This window comes from Kitasatospora sp. NPDC101235 (assembly GCF_044767505.1).
Lineage (GTDB): Bacteria > Actinomycetota > Actinomycetes > Streptomycetales > Streptomycetaceae > Kitasatospora.
The window spans coordinates 38,771-57,207 of record NZ_JBIWNZ010000033.1 but is presented as its reverse complement, the minus strand read 5'-3'; the positions used below and the strand labels follow the sequence as shown (position 1 = coordinate 57,207).

16 protein-coding genes and 3 pseudogenes are annotated in these 18,437 nt (G+C 72.6%); 6 read left to right on the top strand and 13 right to left on the bottom strand.

Features of this window, described 5'->3' with window-relative positions; all coding sequences use genetic code 11:
* Nucleotides 1–79: 79 nt before the first annotated feature.
* Nucleotides 80–2,914: a BTAD domain-containing putative transcriptional regulator gene (locus tag ACIRRH_RS36795; protein ID WP_403076331.1), complete on the bottom strand. Its 2,835-nt coding sequence runs from the start codon at nt 2,912–2,914 to the stop codon at nt 80–82.
* Nucleotides 2,915–3,102: 188 nt separating this feature from the next.
* Between ACIRRH_RS36795 and ACIRRH_RS36790 the strand changes: the two genes are divergently transcribed.
* Complete coding sequence (locus ACIRRH_RS36790; protein WP_403076328.1) at nt 3,103–3,564, top strand: DUF2690 domain-containing protein; 462 nt, start codon at nt 3,103–3,105, stop codon at nt 3,562–3,564.
* Nucleotides 3,565–3,642: 78 nt separating this feature from the next.
* Here ACIRRH_RS36790 and ACIRRH_RS36785 read toward each other — a convergent pair.
* Nucleotides 3,643–4,061: pseudogene (locus tag ACIRRH_RS36785) on the bottom strand (IS5 family transposase); the annotation flags it as partial.
* Nucleotides 4,062–4,192: 131 nt separating this feature from the next.
* Nucleotides 4,193–4,642, bottom strand: coding sequence for a hypothetical protein (locus ACIRRH_RS36780; protein ID WP_403076326.1), 450 nt, complete (start codon nt 4,640–4,642; stop codon nt 4,193–4,195).
* Between the two features lie 162 nt (nt 4,643–4,804).
* On the opposite strand from ACIRRH_RS36780, the pseudogene ACIRRH_RS36775 reads away from it, so the two are divergent.
* Nucleotides 4,805–4,924 (top strand): annotated as a pseudogene (locus tag ACIRRH_RS36775) (transposase); the annotation flags it as partial.
* Nucleotides 4,925–5,016: 92 nt separating this feature from the next.
* Here the strand turns inward: ACIRRH_RS36775 and ACIRRH_RS36770 are convergent.
* From ACIRRH_RS36770 to ACIRRH_RS36760, 3 genes and pseudogenes are all read right to left on the bottom strand, one after another.
* Nucleotides 5,017–5,292: pseudogene (locus ACIRRH_RS36770) on the bottom strand (HAD-IA family hydrolase); the annotation flags it as partial.
* Nucleotides 5,292–5,537, bottom strand: coding sequence for a hypothetical protein (locus ACIRRH_RS36765; protein ID WP_403076323.1), 246 nt, complete (start codon nt 5,535–5,537; stop codon nt 5,292–5,294). The gene ACIRRH_RS36765 and the pseudogene ACIRRH_RS36770, both read right to left, overlap by 1 nt.
* A gap of 84 nt (nt 5,538–5,621) precedes the next feature.
* The gene (locus ACIRRH_RS36760; RefSeq protein WP_403076321.1) at nt 5,622–5,975 is read right to left on the bottom strand and encodes a hypothetical protein; all 354 of its coding nucleotides are present in this window, start codon (nt 5,973–5,975) and stop codon (nt 5,622–5,624) included.
* A 56-nt stretch (nt 5,976–6,031) separates the two neighbouring features.
* On the opposite strand from ACIRRH_RS36760, the gene ACIRRH_RS36755 reads away from it, so the two are divergent.
* Complete coding sequence (locus ACIRRH_RS36755; protein WP_403076319.1) at nt 6,032–6,247, top strand: hypothetical protein; 216 nt, start codon at nt 6,032–6,034, stop codon at nt 6,245–6,247.
* Nucleotides 6,248–6,291: 44 nt separating this feature from the next.
* Nucleotides 6,292–6,690, top strand: a complete 399-nt coding sequence (locus ACIRRH_RS36750; RefSeq protein ID WP_403076317.1) for a hypothetical protein — start codon at nt 6,292–6,294, stop codon at nt 6,688–6,690.
* 858 nt (nt 6,691–7,548) lie between these two features.
* On the opposite strand, the gene ACIRRH_RS36745 is transcribed toward ACIRRH_RS36750, so the two are convergent.
* From ACIRRH_RS36745 to ACIRRH_RS36730, 4 genes are all read right to left on the bottom strand, one after another.
* The gene (locus ACIRRH_RS36745; RefSeq protein ID WP_403076315.1) at nt 7,549–9,339 is read right to left on the bottom strand and encodes a hypothetical protein; all 1,791 of its coding nucleotides are present in this window, start codon (nt 9,337–9,339) and stop codon (nt 7,549–7,551) included.
* The gene (locus ACIRRH_RS36740; protein WP_403076313.1) at nt 9,336–10,400 is read right to left on the bottom strand and encodes an ATP-binding protein; all 1,065 of its coding nucleotides are present in this window, start codon (nt 10,398–10,400) and stop codon (nt 9,336–9,338) included. Before ACIRRH_RS36740 ends, ACIRRH_RS36745 begins: the two co-directional genes overlap by 4 nt.
* Before the next feature lie 179 nt (nt 10,401–10,579).
* Nucleotides 10,580–11,059 (bottom strand): hypothetical protein, encoded by a 480-nt coding sequence (locus tag ACIRRH_RS36735; protein ID WP_403076310.1) that lies wholly within the window; start codon nt 11,057–11,059, stop codon nt 10,580–10,582.
* Between the two features lie 597 nt (nt 11,060–11,656).
* Nucleotides 11,657–12,187: a hypothetical protein gene (locus ACIRRH_RS36730; protein WP_403076309.1), complete on the bottom strand. Its 531-nt coding sequence runs from the start codon at nt 12,185–12,187 to the stop codon at nt 11,657–11,659.
* Nucleotides 12,188–12,651: 464 nt separating this feature from the next.
* Between ACIRRH_RS36730 and ACIRRH_RS36725 the strand changes: the two genes are divergently transcribed.
* Both ACIRRH_RS36725 and ACIRRH_RS36720 read left to right on the top strand, forming a co-directional pair.
* A complete protein-coding gene (locus ACIRRH_RS36725) occupies nt 12,652–14,178 on the top strand; it encodes a S8 family peptidase (protein ID WP_403076306.1) in 1,527 nt (508 codons plus the stop codon).
* A gap of 265 nt (nt 14,179–14,443) precedes the next feature.
* On the top strand, nt 14,444–15,058 hold the full coding sequence (locus ACIRRH_RS36720) for a TetR/AcrR family transcriptional regulator (protein ID WP_403076303.1): 615 nt from the start codon (nt 14,444–14,446) through the stop codon (nt 15,056–15,058).
* A gap of 69 nt (nt 15,059–15,127) precedes the next feature.
* On the opposite strand, the gene ACIRRH_RS36715 is transcribed toward ACIRRH_RS36720, so the two are convergent.
* The 3 genes from ACIRRH_RS36715 to ACIRRH_RS36705 form a co-directional block, all read right to left on the bottom strand.
* Nucleotides 15,128–15,358 carry a ferredoxin gene (locus ACIRRH_RS36715; protein WP_403076301.1) on the bottom strand — a complete coding sequence of 77 codons (231 nt, stop codon included), beginning with the start codon at nt 15,356–15,358 and terminating at the stop codon, nt 15,128–15,130.
* Complete coding sequence (locus tag ACIRRH_RS36710; protein ID WP_403076298.1) at nt 15,355–16,563, bottom strand: cytochrome P450; 1,209 nt, start codon at nt 16,561–16,563, stop codon at nt 15,355–15,357. Before ACIRRH_RS36710 ends, ACIRRH_RS36715 begins: the two co-directional genes overlap by 4 nt.
* A gap of 208 nt (nt 16,564–16,771) precedes the next feature.
* Entirely contained in the window at nt 16,772–18,409 is a 1,638-nt protein-coding gene (locus ACIRRH_RS36705; RefSeq protein ID WP_403076295.1) for an FAD-dependent monooxygenase, read from the bottom strand.
* Nucleotides 18,410–18,437: the final 28 nt, after the last annotated feature.

The window sequence follows — 18,437 nt, the reverse complement described above, 5'->3', positions numbered from 1 at the left end:
GAACGGTGGGAGCCGGGGAGAATCACGCCTACGTCCGTTCGATCGTTCCGGTGCGCTCACCCTGGCCCCGGCCGTCGCCTCACCGGGGCGGCGCGGGCGCGGAGAGTTCGGCGAGGAGGGCGCGCACCCGGTCGACGCCCGGAAGGCCGTGTTCCTGCTTGAGGGCGAGGGCCTCCCGGCAGGCCAGCCGAGCCGGCTCCGGGTCGCCCAGGGCCTGCCGGGCCTCGGCGAGGGCGGTGAGAGTGTCCGCCGTGCCGGAGTGGTCGCCCAGGTAGCGGAAGTGGCCGAGGGCCTGCTCGTAGCAGCGGACCGCCTCGCCGGGCCGTCCCGAGCCCAGGTGGACGAAGCCCAGGCTGTCCCAGGTGTAGGCCTGGCCGGTGCGGTTGCCGACCTCCTGGAACAGCGCCAGGGCCCGTTCGCAGTCCGTCAGCGCGCCTTCGTGGTCGCCCAGCTGGGCCCGGTACCAGCCGATCGCGTTGTGGGCGCTGGCCTGCCCCGCTCGGTGCCCGGCCGCCCGGTAGTGGGCCAAGGTCCGCTCGGCGTGGTCGAGCGCCCCGCGGTGGTCGCCGGCCCGCTGCAGGGCGAAGGCGACGGTGCGGTGGGTGTGCGCCAGGCCGGTGTCGTCGCCCAGCGCCGCGTACCGCTCCAGCGCCAGGTCGAGCTGCGCCCGCGCCTCGTCGGTCCGGCCGGTCCAGGCCAGCGCGAGGCCGAGGCTGTGGCGGCTGTGCGCCTGCCCCGCCGGATCCCCGGCGCGGCAGGCCGACTCCAGGGCGGTCCGCGCGGTGGCCACCCAGGCCCGCCAGTGGCCCACCCTCTGCAGGTAGGTGGCCATCGACCAGGCCAACTGCCAGGCGTGGCCGTCGAAACCAGACCGCGCGGCCAGCCGGACGGCGTCGAGCAGCACGGTCGACCGCGCGGCGAACCAGGCCTGGGCCCCCCGCTGGTCGGTCAGCCGCTCGGGGGCGGCGCGGGGCGGACGGAGCGCAATCGGGTCGCGGTGCGGGTCCAGCAGGCGGTCGGCCGCGCAGGCGGTGTGCAGGTAGTGGTCGAGGACCCGCCCGAGGGCCGCGTGCCGGTCCCGCTCCGGGTCCTCGGCGAGGGCGCGTTCGGCGGCGTAGACGCGCAGCAGGTCGTGGAACTGGTAGCGGCCCGGGGCATGGTGGTGCAGCAGGTTGGCACCGGTCAGTTCGGCGAGCGCCGCCCGGACGCCCGGCTCCGGCAGGCCGGCGATCGCCGCGACGGCCGGCGCGCCGACGTCGGGGCCGGGGTGGAGTCCGAGCAGACGGAAGAGGCGCGCGGACGCCGGGGAAAGCGCCCGGTAGGACCAGGAGAAGACCGTGGCCAGGTCGGTGTGGCGGCCGTCCCCGGTGGACAGCGCCGCGATCCGGTGCCGCTCCTGTGAGAGCTCCTCGGCGAGGGCGGCCAGCGGCAGGTGCGCGGCGGTGGCCGCGCGGGCGGCGGCGATGCTCAGGGCCAGCGGGAGCCGGGCGCACCGCTCGACCACGGCGGCCACCGCCTCCGGCTCGGCGGCGACGCGCTCCGGGCCGAGCAGGCCCGCCAGCAGTTCCCGCGCCCCGTCCGCGTCCAACAGGCCAAGGGTGAGCTGCCGGACGTACCCGTCGACGAGCAGGCCGGGCAGCTGCCGCCGGCTGGTCACGATGACCAGACACCTCGTGGTGCCGGGCAGCAGCGGTCTGACCTGGTCGGCGTCGTGGGCGTTGTCCAGGACGAGCAGCAGCCGTCGGTCCGCGACCAGGGTGCGGTACAGCCCGCTCTGGGCGGCTGCGGTGGCCGGGATGCGCTCCGCGGGGACACCGAGCCCCTCCAGCAGGCCCCGTACGGCCTCCTCCGGGGGCATCGGCGTGCCGCTGGGATCGAAGCCGCGCAGGTTCACGTACAGCTGCCCGTCCGGGAAGTGCTCGCGCACCTGCCGGGCCCAGGACAGCGCGAGCGTGGTCTTGCCGATGCCCGCGCCGCCGGCGATCGACGCGACGGCCACCGCCGCCCCGTCCTGACCGCTCGCGTCGAGGTGCCGGTCCAGCACCGCCAGCTCGCGGGCGCGGCCCGCCAGGCGTCGTACCGGCAGAGGCAGTTGGCTGGGGGTGGCGGGCAGCGGCCCGGGAGCGCGGGTGCCGGGTGCGGGGGTGTCCGGGGCCAGCTCCGGGTCGGCCTCCAGGATCCGCTGGTGCAGCCGCCGCAGCGCAGCGCCCGGGTCGATGCCCAGGTCGTCGGCGAGCCGCCCCCGGGCAAACCGGTAGTGATCGAGGGCTTCCGCCACCCGCCCGCAGCGGTACAGGGCGAGCATCAGCTGCCCGCACAGCCGCTCGTCCAGGGGGTGCTCCCCGGCCCGCGCCCGCAGCCCGGTCAGCTGCTCCCGGTGCCGGCCACGGCGCAACGCAACGTCGGTGCAGTCCAGTTCGGCGGCGAGCCGCTCCTGCGACAGGGCCGGACGCAGCGTGTCCAGCCAGAGCGACTCCAGGGTGCCGAACGGCTCGCCGCGCCACAGTCCGAGCGCCTGCTCGAACAGGTCGGCGGCCCGTTCGTCGTCGGCGGTGACGCGCGCCCGGTCGACCAGCTCCCGGAAGCGGTACAGGTCGACGTCCAGGGGGTCCGCGGTCAGCACGTAGCCGTCAGGTCCGCGGACGATCGTCGGGCCGGTGCCGCCCCCGGCGAGGGCGCCGCGCAGGCGGGACAGGTAGCCGTAGAGGGTGTCGCGGGCGCGCCGGGGCGGGCGGTCGCCCCACACCAGGTGGACGAGTCGGTCGACGGGGAGCGGACGGTTGACCTGGACCAGCAGGGCGGCCAGCACGCACCGCTGCCGGGCGTGCCCGAGGCCGATCGGCCGACCGCCGACGACCGCCTCGACACCGCCCAGCAACCGGAACTCCACCACCGCGCCCCCTCCCGTACCCACCCGCCCAGGCTGGCACGAACTCCCCTCGTGGCCAAGCGGATTGCAGATCTCCTGCAGGTTCGCCCCAGATCGCCCTCCCAGGATGGTGCTCACCGCGGAGCTCGCCGCCCGTCCGGAGGCGGCGGGCCGACGCGGCCGACTCGATCCACGCCCGGGCACAGCCCCGGGCCGACGGAAGGACACCTCTGATGCGAGCACTTCTCACCCGCACCCGCGCTCCCCGGCGCGCCGCTCTGCTGGTGGCGAGCGCGGCCCTGGCCACGGGGTTCGCCGGCACGACCGCGGCCACAGCCACCGCCGCGCCGGCCACGGCGGCCGCACCGGCCGCGGCGGCATCGCCGGCGGGGACGTGCACCTTCGACAGCCCGATCACGGCGCGGACCGCCTCCGTCGGCGCCGTCCAGATCGAGCTGCGCTACAGCACCAGCACCCGCTGCGCCTGGGGCCGCATCACGCACGCCACCCCCGGCGACTCGGTGTGGACCCACCGCTCCTACGACGGCGGGAAGACCTTCGAACGGCTGGACATCGCGCAGGTCCAGTCCGGCTCGGACACCCACACCGCCTCGCGGTACGACGGAGGGGTCCTGATGCGCGCCTGCGCGCTGAACCACCTCTCCGGCGTGACCAACTGCACTGCCTGGTACTAGAGATCGTCTTCAAGGTCGGATCCAGAGCAGCATCGAGGCGATGGTGACGGCGGCCTGGTAGGACTCTCGGGTCCTGTCGTCCGCGATGACATGGTCGGGCCGGGCGCGCGGGCGCCCCGGCCCGATCCGGGGGACGCGGATCGATTCCAGGGCCGGCTCCAGGCGGGTGCAGTCGTTGGTGTTGCCGCCGGACAGGACGAAGCCGAGCGGGCGGCCGCGTCCGTCGCAGGCCAGGTGGAGCTTGGTACTCAGTCCGCCACGGGATCGGCCGAGGGCCTGATCACCCGCTTCGTCCCGGTCGGCCGCGCCTCTTTGCCGCCCGTGGCCTGCTGGTGGGCCCGCACGATCGTGGAGTCGACCGACACCGGCCAGTCGATGTCCCCGGCCGCGTCCTTCTCGGCCTGGATCGCCCGCAGCATCCGCGAGAACGTGCCGTCCAGCGCCCACCGACGAAACCGGGTGTACAGGGTCTGCCAGGAGCCATACCGCTCCGGCACTCCTACCGGCTCGCCAGCACCCGAGCCCGAGCCGAACAGCAGGCAGCCACCGGCTGACGAGCAGCGCCTTCCCCGCACCGGAGTGCGCCGAAGAACGGTGCGCATGGCGCGCTGGGGAAGGCGGGCCGGTGTCAGCCCGGACGGCAGGTCTCACAGCGGTGGTTGTCGATCGCCGTCACCAGATCACGAGCCGCCGCCCGCACAGGAGGATCGCTGTCCCGGGTCAGCCGGTCCGCTGCCGTCCTTCCACCCAGCACGGCTCGGTGAGCGCCCCGCTGCACCTCCATCCGGGGAGGATTGCCATGTTCGAGGACTGCCTGCAACACCTCGATCACCCCGGGCCGGCAGGTCACGGCCGCGGACACTGCGGGCTCCCACAGAAAGGGAACCGCGGCGACCGTCGCATCGAAGACAGCCAGCTCAGCAAGCCACAGGCCGAGATCACTCAGGGCACCCTCGCTCGTCCTCGCATCGCCCCAGGCGACCCGCGACAGCGCGCCGGGAACGGCAGTCGCAGGTCCGTACGCATGCTGCAACTCGTGCCACTGAACGCGGCTCACGCCCTTCAGGACCGTCCCCACCCACGCGCTCCACTCCCGCAGCCCGTCCCTGGTTACAAGCGAACCAATGCCACCGCACAGTCCGCCATGAGGCGATCCCGGCCGACACACTGCAGAGGGACGCTCTCGGACCGTGCTTGAGATCTGCCGTGTCCCGTTGCTGAGGCGCTCGTTGAGTTCGCAGTGAGTGGTGTTGGGGGTGGGTGTCCGTCGGACCTGACGGATGAGCAGTGGGCGCTGGTGGAGCCGTTGCTCCCGCCGTCGCGGGTGAGTCCGAAGGGTGGTCGGCGGGAGAAGCATCCCAACCCACAGTCCCTCGACTGGGACTCGCTCCGACGAGCAGAGCGGACGACAGCCGGCTGACCACCGGTGCCGGGTCGCCCAGCGGGCGGCATTCAGCTGGAGAACGAAGCCGCCCCGTTCAGGTGGTCCGCGATACGCGCGATGGTTCCCGCGTTCTCCTCGAACAAGTGCGCCTGCATGCCCGCCTGCTGAGCGGCCTCGACGTTGACCGCGACGTCATCGACGAACAGGCAGTCCCGCGGCCGCACTCCCATCTGGGCACAGGTCACATCGAAGGCACGCAGGTCAGGCTTGCAGACGCCGATCTCGTGGGAGTAGACGATCTGGTCGACCAGTTCGTCGAAGCGGTACGCGGCCACCTCCCGCTCTAGTACAAGCGGTGCAGAAGCTGCCGTTGGCGCACCGACAGCGACACCACCGCATCAGCCGACGGCTCGTCGTTGTAGAGGCGTCCGGGGATGGCGACCCGCTGGCCCCCGACAACGACCGAGAACGGGGCAACTGGCTGGAAACGGGAAGCAGGCATGACCGCCAACGCTGCTCGGGCATCTCCAGCAAGCTCGGCCGGGAATGCCGCGATCAACAGGTCGTTGCTGACGGAGGACGGCTGCACGAGCTGATCATAGGCGGACGCCATGGCCCACGCGGGCTCTCGGCTCGTATCAACAGGGCCACCACCGGACGGCTCAGCCCAATGTCAGGCCGTCCCGCAGGCTTTCGGCTTCCTCGGTGCTCTGTGGAACGTCGAGGGTTCCGAGGTATTGGCCGAGGTCAGCAAGCGGTGCGCTGCCGCCGGGGGGGTATCGACCACGGTCATACCGACCGCATAGAACAGGTGCACGACCTCGCTGTGCTCGCACAGCCGGGCCAGCACGCCGGGCTTCACCCCCTCCGCTTCCCGGTCCTCGAAGCAGAAGGTCCACCCGTCAAGCTGTCCCGCCCTCAACAGCACACCACCGGCCGCCATCGGATACAGCGTGTCCGCCTCCGCACCCGGGAGCATCCGCGCCCGCTCCGGATCCGCACCGTAGGCGGCGAACACCTCCCCCACCGACAGACTCCGCACCAGGTTCAGACAGAACGTGGGCAACACACCGCTTTGGCAGTATGCCTGCCGCCGACATGCTCGCGTCCTCGGACGAGATCCACACGTATCTCGTCGCCCGGCTCAACGACGCCCTCCGCCGGCCGGGGATGTGGGGCGGGGAGCTCGGCATCCGGCTGATGCTGGACCATCTCCTGTTTCTTGAGCGTCGGCAGGAAGCATGGGACGACGAGCAGCGCCCCTGGAGCAGCGCGAGGCGTGGACCCCGACCGGTGTGAAGGGCGCGTTCGGGGGCTTCCTGCTGGCTGATCACGATGCGAGCGTGGCCTCTGTCTCCGCGGAGTTCGCGCACCGCCAGGGGTGGCTCAGGACCGACCGGGTGCTGAGCACGGACGAGTACGCCTCGATGCTCGCCGTGATCGACCCGTGGGCAGCCCACGACCGGGTGTGGGCCGACGTGACCTCGTTCTTCGACTCGCCGTCAGTTCTGTTCGGCGGTACCAACCCGTACTACGGGAAGACACTCGGCTACGTAACCGCGGACCTCTCCGCTCCCATGCTGTTCTTCCACCTCTGGAACGGCACCGACCCAGACGCCGCGCCCTCCTGGCCTCCGGCCCGCGAGCAACCACTGCTTCTGGCGATCCGCCGTGGTGACGCTCCGTTCGCCGCAAGCTTCACCTACACCCCGGAAGGACACCGCCGTCGACCAGCACAGTAGGAGTGATCTGCGGATCACCCCTACTCGTGGGCCAGTTACGCTGGGCGATCCCGAAATGTTGATCAGAGCCGGCCATCGACCGCCGTTGGGGAGTCTGCCGCGTCCGCCGACATGCTTGCCTCGGAACCGTACCTGTGGCATGGCTTCCTGGACGGAGCGTCGTTGGGCCCGGCCGTCCGACTCGGTACGGTCAGTGCATGCAGGAACAACTCGGTCATCAGGGTCGGACTGAAGCAAGGCCAGGACGCGATCATGCCGCCGTGCCTTCGCAGCCGGTGGCCCGCAGCGCCACGGAAGCCGTCGAAGCCGAGAGAGTGATCTTCGTCTGCGCCACGTGCGGCGTCGTACTGACCGGGGCGCTGCGTCAGCTGCCTGCCGTACGAGCTGCACCTCGCACCCGACCGTGTCCGCGCTGTTCGGGTCTGACACCAGCCCGCATCGCCACCCACAAGCGCGTGCGCGGACGCCTGCCGGTGCTGGACGTCTCGCGGTAGTTGCCGCCGAACGTCCCGCCCCGGAAGGTGGCCTTGAAGAAGTCGGCGGAGCGGAAGGCCGCCCGTTCCAGGTCGCGCGCAGGAACCGGGCCTGGATGAAGCCGGCCTGGACGGTGAACGTCCGGCCGTCGAACTCCCAAGCCTCCCGCGGCGCATTCCGCGAGAAGGGCTCGGGTGGCCTGCTCCCCGTCCCGGTCGGCGTCGGTCATGGGCGGCCCCCGGGGTCCCGGCGAATGCGGGACTGGAACCTTCAACTCAGCACCAGGGCATGGCCGTTCGGATCGTCCCGGGGCAGGCCTGGGCGGCCGGGCCGGGGCCGCGGCGGGCGCTGGAGCCGGTCGGCCGACCTCATGGGCCAGTGCGCTCAGCTCATCCGGAAGACCGGACCGCGCGGAGTGAACGGCAGTGCGGCGCCGCGCGGGACGAGGAAGGCGTGCTCGCGGCGCAGCCGCAGTACGTCGCACTCGCCGTCGGTGATCACCAGGACGGGCGCCCCGGGCGGGAAGTCCTCGGCCCGTTCCAGTAGGTCGATGCCCGGCTGGAGGACGGTGCCGCCGCGCCCGTGCACCCGCAGGCGCCCGGCGATCTCTTCGACCGGGAGGTACCCGGCGTCGTGCGGGGCGGCGTCGCAGTGCACCACCCGGGCAGCCGGGACGTCCCGGGCGGCCGCGTAGGAGGCGATCGCGCCGAGCGCCTTGCCGAGCAGTGTCCGGTCCATCGAGCCCGAGGTGTCCAGGACGACCCCGAAGGTGCAGCGCGGCACCTCCTCCTCGGGGTGGTGGCGGCCCGCCCGGGGGATGTCCGGGGTGGCGGACTGTCGGCGGGCGGGACGGGAGTAGCTGCGCACCGGTTCCGGCCTCGGCACGAACTCGTCGAACCAGCGGGCCAGTCGGGCGTCCCAGGGCAGCGGGGGGTGGGCGAGGGCGCGGATCTCCTCGACCAGCCCGGCGGGGAGCAGGCCGCGTTCGCGCCGGTGCAGTTCGAAGCCCTGCTGGAGGCCGCGCCGGTAGAAGTCGTCGAGGTCCACGTAGTCCCGGGGCGGCCCGAGCGGCTCGCCGAGGACGTCCGGGCGGTTCTTCCCGGCCAGGGTGGCGAGGCGGCGGATCCGGCGCTGGTCGCGGGCGATCCGGTCGTACACCTCCTCGGCCGACAGGCCCTTCAGCTGCGGGTCGTGCAGCAGCCCGTCGGGCATCTCGCCGACGCCCATCTCCAGCAGCCAGCCGTTGATGACGTAGTCGGCTGCGACGTTGAACAGGAACGGGTCCCGTCCGCCGCGGCGCTCGCCGTGCCGCAGGGCGGCGTGCAGGATCTCGTGGCCGAGGATGAACCGCCACTCCTCGTCGGCGTAGTGGCGCAGCGGGTTGACGTAGATCTCGGCGGCCTCGGCGTTGACGGCGGCGACGGCGATGTCGTGGGCGCGGGCGAGTTCGGCGTCGGCGACGACGGTGAGGCCCGCCGCGATGCCACCGAGCAGGGGATACGAGGAGACGAACCAGTTGAGTGCCCGGTTCCAGGGCCGCTCGGGCAGGCGTTCGCCGGTCTCGGCGTCGATCCGGCCGCCGGCCCGGTCCATCGCGGCGGACATGGTGCGGGTGAGCGCGGCCGCGAAGGCCGTCGGCCAGTCCTCGCGGGCCTGGCCGTGGCCGCGCCACTCGACGAGCAGCTGGTCGCGTTCGGCGGTGCCGGCCCTCCCCGCGGTGATGGGCGGCAGGCCGTCGCGGCGCCAGCGGGCGGCCAGTTCCTCCTCGTCGCCGCCCGGGTACTCCTGCGGGAGCTCGACCGGGGCGCGGCCGACCGGGAAGGTGGCGAGGAAGCGGTTGACCACCGCGCAGCGGGCGGCGGCCTGGTGGGCGTCGGGCTGGGTCCGGGTGCCGCGGGCGCCCGGGAGGTGGCCGAAGCCGAGGTGCAGCAGGCAGTGCGCCAGCACCCAGGCCCACTCCTCGGGTTCGGCCCGGCGACGCGGGTTGACGTGCAGGGTGCCGTTGGAGTCGGCCACCGCCCAGCCGTCCGGCGGGGCGGTGGTGCAGTCCTCGGTGCGGCAGATGTCGGCGCGCAGGGCGGCGAGGGCCGGGTTGCGGCGGAGCAGTTGGAGGCCCTCGGCGAAGGCCTCGGCGCCCGGGTCCGGCTTCTTCCCATCGGTCGGGGCGCGCTTCACCGGCGGGCCTCGACCAGGCGGGGCATGTCCCGGGCGGCCTCGATCAGGAACCAGGAGGGCAGCACCGGGTTGCCGTCCGGGCCGTCGGCGATCACCGTCTGGGCGACCTCCACCGAGATCTCGGCCAGCTGCACCAGCAGCGACTTGGCCCGGAAGGCGGTCTGCCGCTGCGCCCCGGAGGCGTGCTCCTTGCGGGCGGGCAGTTCCTTGACGAGCCGGCCGCGGAAGGCGTCGGCCAGGTAGTAGAGCAGGTCGCGGTCCTCCAGCCGGTGCGGCCAGCGGGCGTCGCCCTTGAGGATCGCCTCCAGGCCGTAGGAGTTGCGGACGATCTTCGCGTAGCCGCAGAAGGCGACCGCGTGTTGCGCGGTGAGCAGCCCGTAGGCGACGACCTTGAGGGTCGCCTCGTCCAGGGTGGGGCCGAAGGAGTGCAGCGCGTCGGAGAGCATGTGCCAGGCGCGCGGGGTGGAGAACGGCTCCTCGGTCTTGGGCGGGGCGGACCACAGGTGGTCGGGCCGGTCGGTGAGGTGGTCGACGATCCAGGGGTGGATGCCGGCGCCGGCCGCCCAGCGCAGCCAGTCCTCGGCGCTGGCCCGCAGATGGACGTGGACCATGCGGTTGACCAGCGCGGATGCCATCGGGCGGGCGAGCGCGCCGTCGGTGGCGCGGTTCCCGGCGCCGATCACGATCGAGCCGGGCGGCAGCTCGTACGAGCCGATCCTGCGGTCCAGGATCAGCGAGTAGAAGGCCTTCTGGACGTCCGGTGAGGCCGCGTTGAGTTCGTCCAGGAACAGGCAGTACGGCTCGTCGCGGGCGATCTGCTCGGGCGGGCAGAACCGGGAGCGGCCCTCCGGGGTGAGCTGCGGGACGCCGATCAGGTCCTCCGGGGCGAGCTGGGTGCCGACCAGGCTCACGCACTCCAGGCCGAGCGACTCGGCGAACGCCCTGACCAGGGAGGACTTCCCGATCCCGGGGGCGCCCCAGACGAACACCGGGCGGACGGTGGCCAGGCCGAGCAGCAGCTCGGGGATCTGGGCGGGCGAGACGCTGACTGCTCCCTGCACGGGGCTCCTTCGCGACAACGGTGCGTGACCGGCCCAGTGTGCGGTGCGAGTTGGCCGAGCGCACCCGGATTTTCGGCGGCCCGGGCGGGTCCAGGCTTCCGCCATGACCGACACGGGGGCATCCGGCTCGACCTCGCGGGGATCGAGGCGGCACTTGAGCGCAACGGCCACGACAGCTGTCACATCGAGTTCGCGCCGGACGGCAGGGACGGCTTCCGGTGCCGCAACCGTCCTGCTCGCCCCGTCCGCAGCCCTCGCGTCGGCTGTTGTCCAGCCCGCGCATGGAACGGAGGAGCACTTTCGTGCACAGGGATCTGGAGACCGATCACGACGTCCTGGTGACGCTCCACCGCTTCACCCTGGCGACCGCCGAACAGCTCCACCAACTGCATGGCGGCGCCGACGGGATCGAGCAGACCCAGAAGCGGCTGACTCGGCTCCAGGCCGAGGGCCTGGCTGAGTGCGTGACGCTGCCGCAGGCCGGCCGGGCGAAGGCCTGGCATCTCACCGCGGCGGGCTTCGCCGTGACGGCCACCTCCCCCGAGGCCCTGCGCCCGGGCGTCCTGGTGCCGGGCTCGGAGAAGCCGGCGGTCCGGCACGGGCGCGAGCACCTGCTCGACGTCGGCCGGATCCACGCTGCCTTCGCCACCGACGCCCATGAGCGGGTGTCGTGTCCTGGAAGCGCCCCAGCGGATCGGGCATATCGGGCGCGCTGGGACGGTGTTGGGACAAGGGGTGTCCCAACTGGTCGGCCGGCTCCGGAGGGGAGCAGGCGGCCGGGTCCCGGGGAGACAGGGGGATGGTCCGCAGGGCCCGGCCGTGAGAGCCGGCAGCGCCGGGGGGCATGGCGCTGCTGCTCTGCCCGGCGGCCTGGTGGTGCTGTGGTGGGCCGCCGTGGCGGGAATGCCAGACCCGCTGATCGGCTAGTGGCCAGGGCTTTGACCTGCAATCTTTCGGCCGCGAACATGCCATCCGGTGGCGGCCTCAGCTGCTGGCCCGCCAGATGTCGAGGACGGCTTCGTAGAGGCGGTCGGACCTTCCCACCGGGCCGGGTCATTCTCGTCGGCCGTCACATGCTCCGTGTCGTCGGCGGACCGAAGGTGATCACCGATCAGCAGCACGCCAGGCACCAGCCGACCGCTGACAGCATGGTGCCCCTGAGAAGCGACTCCTCAGGGGCACCGCGCTGTCGGCCGTTCTCGTTAACCCGGCTGTCGGCCGTACGGGCTGTTCAGGGAGGACAACCCCACCTTCCCCTACCGTCCGCCGACCGAGGTCTTGCCCCCACTCGTGCTCTGGCCCTTGTGGCTCACCTTGGGCAGGCGTGCCAGGAACGTGTCGAACTCAGCGCGCTCCGCCTCGGTGAACGGTGCCTTGAGCACCGTCGCAGACAGCGGCGCGGTACCCACCTTCTGCGACAGGACCGTCCACGCCACGGGGTTGTGCGCCACCTTGTTGACCGAGGACCAGGGAATGCTGCGGTCCAGGGCCGGGGTGTTCAGCTGAAGGGCGTCGTCAGTGAGCCTGACGACCGTCGGCCCGACGTAGCGCTGGGCGACCTTCAGTCCCATCCGCCTGCCGCCTGCGGTGATGTTCACCACCTGCACGAACCCGAAGAAGACCGCCGATATCGCGAACCAGACGCTGCCCGCAGCCACACAGGCCACCGCCGCCAGCAACCACAGACCGACGATGGCCCACCGGAGCCAGAGCCGGGCGGCCGCGTTCGCCATCACCGAGGCGACGATGTCCTCGGTGGTGGCCTCGTACTTGACCTGGATGTTCATGCTCGCGCGCTCCCCGCTTCGTAGTGGCGGCACATCATCGCTGCGATTCGCCATCCACGGCAAATGAGCGACCGATCCCCCAGGGGGGGCCGCACGGTCTTCGGCTCCGGCCGGTGGCCGGTGACGACGGGTCTGTCGGCCGCCAGATCCGCAGCTGACCCCCGTGCGATCTGCGGGGGGGGCGGACCGCGTGCTCAATCCGCCATATCGAGCGCATATCCGCGAACTCGGATACACAGCCACAAGTCCCGGGTCAGCGGCGTTGATGCCGGCTGTTGTGCCGCGTCAGGTTCGGCCTCGGGCTGTCCGTGTCGGTTCGCCGCAGGTCTGGTCAGGTCTTTGCCGAGTCATTGCTGGTTGGCGAGGTGACGGGATAGCTTCACCCCTGTACCACCCGTCCTGTACCTGCCCGGCCGGCACTCTGTCTTCGGCCGGGTCCTGCACTCGGATGATGTGGAGACCACATGGCTCGACTACGTTCCATACTCCGGCTCGGCCTGGCCGTACCGATCGTGCTGTCGCTGACCACCTCGCTCGGAACCCTCCCCACGCCGGCCTCGGCAACGCCACGAGCAGAGCCCGCCGCACAGGCCGAGGACGCACACCCCCTGGCGTACGTCGTCAACACCAAGACCGACCGTCACACGATCGCAGAGGTCAAGCAGGCCATCGCCGCAGCCGGCGGCACCATCGTCGTCACGTACGACGGGATCGGCGTCATCGTCGTCCACTCGGCGAACCCCGACTTCGGCAAGCGGCTGCGCGCGGTGCGCGGAGTGCAGTCGGCAGGTGCCACGCGGACCGCGCCGCTGAACACGGCGGGGACGAACGACAAGGGTGCGGTGCGGTACCTCTCCGAGGCCGAGGCCGCGAGGATCGCGAGAGCCTCCGGCGACGGCACCGAACCCCTCGAAGCCGAGCAGTGGGACCTGCGGGCGATCGGCGCGGACAAGGCTGCGACGATCAACCCGGGCAGCAGAAACGTCACGGTCGCCGTGATAGACACCGGTGTCGACGACACCCACCCGGACCTCGCCCCGAACTTCTCCCCCTCGCAGTCCGCGAACTGCGCCAGCGGCAAGGCCGACACCACATACGGTTCCTGGCGGCCAGTGGACCCGGACTACTTCCACGGCACGCACGTGGCAGGCACGATAGCCGCGGCCCGCAACGGCATCGGCGTCGCGGGCGTGGCACCCGGTGTGCGGGTCTCCGGCATCACGGTCTCCCAGCCCACCCCGCGCCAGCTGATCTACGCCGAGAGCGTCGTGTGCGCCTTCGTGTTCGCCGCCGACCACGGCGTGCAGATCACCAACAACAGCTACTACGTGGACCCGTGGCAGTACAACTGCCTGGACGACCCCGACCAGAAGGCCATCGTCGACGCGGTCAACCGCGCCCAGCTCTACGCGCAGCGCAAGGGCACCCTCAATGTCGCCGGGGCCGGCAACGCCAACCACGACCTGGCCTCCAACGCCTTCACCGACGGTGGCAGCCCCAACGACTCCACCCCGGCGAGCCGGACGGTCGACCCGCACAGGTGCTGGGACCTGCCCGCACAACTGCCGGGCGTCGTCGCGGTCAGCGCGACCGACGCCAGGAACACGAAGTCGTACTACTCCAACTACGGCCTCGGCGTGATCGACGTCGCAGCGCCGGGCGGCGACCAGTACGTGGCCTCGGACACGCCGTCCGGGTCGGGCGGCATCCTGTCGACGATGCCGAACAACCAGTACGGCTACGAGCAGGGCACGTCCATGGCCACTCCCCACGCCGCCGGTGTGGCCGCGCTGCTGAAGTCCGCCCACCCGGACGCGACCCCAGAACAGTTGCAGGCACTGCTCAAGGCCCAGGCGGACAACCCGGGGTGCCCGGCCGACCCGTACGACTGGAACGGCGACGGCGTCGTGGACGCCACCTGTGCGGGTGGCAAGCGCGTCAACGGCTTCTACGGCTTCGGCATCGTCAACGCACTACGCGCCGTCGAGTAGCCGGCACCGGGACAACGGAACGGCCCGGACTGCCCGCACGCGATGTGCGGGCAGTCCGGGCCTGTCCTTCGTGGGGCTGGAGCAGTTGCGCCACCGTTTGCCGGTTCGCCGGTTGATGCCGACGACCCTGCAAGCCGCCCGACTGCTCATCCCCTGCTCCATGAGCCGGAGATCACCGACCACCCCGGCGACGAGAGGATCTGCGACGTATCCGCCGGGCCGGTGGCCCGGCGGCGGTCTGGCGGTCCTTGGATAGGCTGCCGGGATGGTCCCCGACGCTCCCCGGCTGCTGCGCGCCGACGCCGCCCGAAACGCGGAAAAGATCATCCGGGCTGCCCGGGAGGTCTTCACCGAACAGGGCCCCGACGCCCCCCTCGACGACGTGGCGCGCCGGGCCGGTCTCGGGGCTGCCACGCTCTTCCGCCGCTTCCCCGACAAGGCCGCGCTCCTGCGGGCCGTGCTGGACCAGCGCTTCGGTGAACACGTCCGGCCTGTCATCCAGGCCGCCGCCCACGACCCCGACCCCGCGTCCGGGCTGGCCCGCGTGCTGGCGGCGGCCCTGGAATCGGTGGCCGGCGACTACAACGTCCTGGCCGCCGCCCGCGCCGCCGGCGTCCTGACCCCGGCGACCGGCGAGGAGTTCTTCGCCGCCCTCGACGACCTCCTGGCGCGCGGTCAGGGCGCGGGCGTGATCCGCGCCGACCTCGTGCCCGACGACCTGCACCGCATCGTCGTCATGCTGGTCTCGGTGCTGTGGACGATGGACCCCCGCGAGGACGGCTGGCGCCGGTACCTGGCCCTGGTCCTCGACGGCCTCTCCCCCGCCGGGGCCCGTCCCCTGCCCTGTCCCGCCCCCGTGCTGCGCGCCCGCACACCCTGACGTTCAGGCGGCCTGACGGTCAGGCGGGTGTCGGCGGCCCTGCGGGGGCGCCGACACCACCACCGGCAGCTAGCGCGCCGGGTGCAACCGGAGCGCCGAGACCGGGCACCTGGCGGCCGCCTCGCGGGCCTGTTCCGCCGCCCGCCCGACGGGCTCGGCGGCGAGCACGACGACCTGCCCGGCCTCGTCCTGGTCGAACACCGACGGCGCGGTCACCGCGCACTGCCCCGACGACACGCACCGCGAGGTGTCCGCCGTCACCCGCACGGCGGGCTGCTCTCGCCGCTGCTCCCCGTTCACCACAGGACCGGCACCTCGCCGATGCCGCCCGCCAGCCGTTCGGAATGGTCGCGCAGGCTGCGCGCGTCCACCGCGAGCCGCAGGCCGGGGAAGCGCCGGAACAGCGCGGTCAGCGCGATCCGCATCTCGGTGCGTGCCAGCGCGTTGCCGATGCAGTAGTGGCCGCCGTGCCCGAAGGCGAGGTGCGCGTTGGGGGAACGCGACGGGTCGAAGGTGTCCGGCTCCTCGAACGCCCGCCCGTCCCGGTTCGCCGCGTTGATCGCCACCAGCACCGCCTCCCCCTGCGCGATCGCCGTCCCCGCGACGGTGACGTCCTCGCGGGCGTAGCGGGTCAGGCCCAGGGCGCCGGGCGCGGCCATCCGCAGGACCTCCTCCACCGTGGCGTGGGCCGACGCCTCGGGGTCGGCGGTGAAGCGGTCGCGCCGGCCGGTGTCGCTCAGCAGGAACAGGACCCCCAGGTCGATCCGGGTCGACGTCGTCTCGTGGCCCGCGAACAGCAGCCCCACCGCCAGGCGGGTCATCTCCTCCTCGGTGAACGAGGGGTCCTGCGCCTGCACGGCCAGGATGTCACTGATCACGTCCTGCCCCGGCTGCTTGCGCTTCTCCTCGGCGATGGCGGCCACGTACGCCTCGAACTCGGCCATGGCCGCGGCACCGTCGGCACCGCCGTACAGCGCGGCGATCCGCTCCGACCAGCCACGCAACAGATCCCGGTCCGCCACCGGCACGCCCAGCAACTCGCAGATCACCATCACCGGCAGCGGGAACGACAGGTGGTCGTGCAGGTTGACGGCGCGTTGCGGATCCCGAGAACGCTCCTCGTCCATCGCGTCCAGACAGGATTCGGCGAGTTCCGCGATCCTCTCGCCCATCCGGCGCATCCGCGGCGCGCTGAACGCGGGCGCCAGCATCCGGCGCATCCGCGTGTGCTCGCGGTCCTCGTCCTCAGGCGTGACGGCGGGGCGTGTGTGCAGCGCCGAGGCCGAGATCCTCGGGGCGTCCTCGATGTCGGGGCGCAATCGGGAGAACCGGGGGTCGCTCAGGATCTCCCGGGCTTCCTCGTAACGGGTCACCAGCCAGGCCGGGTCGCCGGCGGGTGTCGTCACCCGCGTGATCGGGCCTTCCTCGCGCAGGCGCGCGAGCAGCGGCGCCAAGTCGAGGGCGTTGGGGCGCTCGAAGGGTAACTGCGGTGCGGGTGCGGTCATGGTCTCTCCTCACCGGCCGAAGGGCCACAAGAGCAGCGAACACTTGGCGGAACCGCTCTCCCCTGCAGGTCCGGGCCAGGACGGGCGAAGTGGCGTTCCGGCCAACAAGTGAGAGTCAGCTCTCTCTTAATGGGAGAGTAACACTGTCGGCACGCACAGTCAGCCTCCCGGAAGCTGCCGGGCTCCGCCCGGCCGAACTCCGCCCGCGTCAGTGCCCCTTTCCGGTCCGGCGCCCCGGGGAGATCGACGGCGCCCGCTCCTGCCGGCGGGCGAGCGTCGCCGTGACCGCGGTGCGGGCGGCTTCGCGGGGGTCGGCGTCGGTGCACAGCCAGGCGAGGTGGCCGTCGGGGCGCACGAGGGCGGCGGTGACCCCGGACCAGGCGGGGCGGTGGCCGGCGGGGCGACGGCCGGCCGCAGGGGCGGCGTGGACGTCGAGGCCGGGCGTCACGTCGTGGGCCAGCGGCGCGAGCGGCGACGGGGCGTCGGGGGCGGTGGTCAGGTCGAGCAGGACGTAGCGTCCGCGGCGCAGCAGGGGCAGCAGCGTGCCGCCGCCGTGGACGGCGAGGTCGGGGGCGCGGGTCCCGGTGAGCGGGTGGGCGCCGGACGGTTCGGCGGGCGGGTAGTTGACGGCGAGTCCGGCGGCGCGCAGGGCCAGGGCCTCGGAGAACTCCGGCACCCCGCCGATGAGTTCGCCCAGCAGTTCTCGCAGGGCGAGGTTCTCCGGGGTGTAGCTGGTCATCAGGCCGCTCTGCGCACTGGTGCTGCGCAGCAGTTCGGCGCCGACCGGGTGGCGTTCGGTGTGGTAGCTGTCGAGCAGGCCGTCGGGGGCGGTGCCGGCGAGGGTCTGGGCGAGCTTCCAGCCGAGGTTGCCGGCGTCCTGCAGGCCGACGTTGAGGCCGGGGCCGCCGGCGGGGAAGTGGGTGTGCGCGGCGTCGCCGGCGAGCAGGACGCGGCCGTGGCGGTAGCGCTCGGCCTGGCGGGTGGCGTTGCCGAAGACGGAGATCCAGCGCGGGTCGCGCATGCCGAGGTCGGTGCCGGCGATCCGGCGCACCCGGGTGCGGAGTTCCTCGATGGTGGGGGCCTCGGGCGGTTCCTGGACGCTGTGCGCGTCGTTGCCCACCACCCGGTGGAGGCCGCCGGGCAGGGGGAAGACCATGACGGTGCCGTGCTCGTTGGAGCTGGAGTGCGCGGCGGGCGGTGCGTCGAGCGTGACGTCGGCCATCCAGGCCCATCGGGTGGCGGCCGTGCCGGGGAAGCCGATGCCTGCGGCGGTGCGTACAGTGCTGCGGCTGCCGTCGCAGCCGACCAGGTAGGCCGCGCGCAGTTGCCGGTGCCCGGCGGGGGTGTCGACCTCGACGGTCACCGCGCCGTCGTACTGGGTCAGACCGGTCACCCGGTGCTCGCGCAGCAGGCGGACGCCGACGGCCTCGGCGTGGGCGGCGATGAGCTCCTCGGTGCGGACCTGCGGCAGGACGAGGGTGAACGGGTAGGGCGTGTCCAGCCGGGAGAAGTCCATCCGGGTGGTGAGCGCGGCGAAGTGTCCGCTGGGCACCCGCAGTCCTTCGGCGAGGAAGGGCTCCACCAGCCCCCGGGCGGCGAGCAGTTCGAGGGTGCGCGGGTGGACGGTGAGGGCGCGGGAGTGCGGGTCGGGCTCGGCCCGGGTCTCCAGCACAATCACGTCGACGCCGTGGACCCGCAGCTCGCAGGCGAGCCAGAGCCCGACCGGCCCTCCTCCGGCGATGACGACCTCGTGCGCGGTGTCCGGTGTGGTGGCGTGTGCGGCAGTGGCGTGTGTGGTGGTGCGTGCGGTGGTGGTGCGTGCGGTGGTGTGCGTTCCTTCGGGCATGACAAAGCTCCCCTTCTTGGTCAATGAC

Bases quoted from the DNA above. Each gene is read 5' to 3' on its own strand.
- ACIRRH_RS36790 (WP_403076328.1), top strand. From the start codon at position 3,103: ATGCGAGCACTTCTCACCCGCACCCGCGCTCCCCGGCGCGCCGCTCTG.
- ACIRRH_RS36755 (WP_403076319.1), top strand. From the start codon at position 6,032: ATGCCTGCCGCCGACATGCTCGCGTCCTCGGACGAGATCCACACGTAT.
- ACIRRH_RS36735 (WP_403076310.1), bottom strand. From the start codon at position 11,059: ATGGGCGTCGGTGGCGAAGGCAGCGTGGATCCGGCCGACGTCGAGCAG.
- ACIRRH_RS36730 (WP_403076309.1), bottom strand. From the start codon at position 12,187: ATGAACATCCAGGTCAAGTACGAGGCCACCACCGAGGACATCGTCGCC.
- ACIRRH_RS36725 (WP_403076306.1), top strand. From the start codon at position 12,652: ATGGCTCGACTACGTTCCATACTCCGGCTCGGCCTGGCCGTACCGATC.
- ACIRRH_RS36720 (WP_403076303.1), top strand. From the start codon at position 14,444: ATGGTCCCCGACGCTCCCCGGCTGCTGCGCGCCGACGCCGCCCGAAAC.
- ACIRRH_RS36710 (WP_403076298.1), bottom strand. From the start codon at position 16,563: ATGACCGCACCCGCACCGCAGTTACCCTTCGAGCGCCCCAACGCCCTC.
- ACIRRH_RS36705 (WP_403076295.1), bottom strand. From the start codon at position 18,409: ATGCCCGAAGGAACGCACACCACCGCACGCACCACCACCGCACGCACC.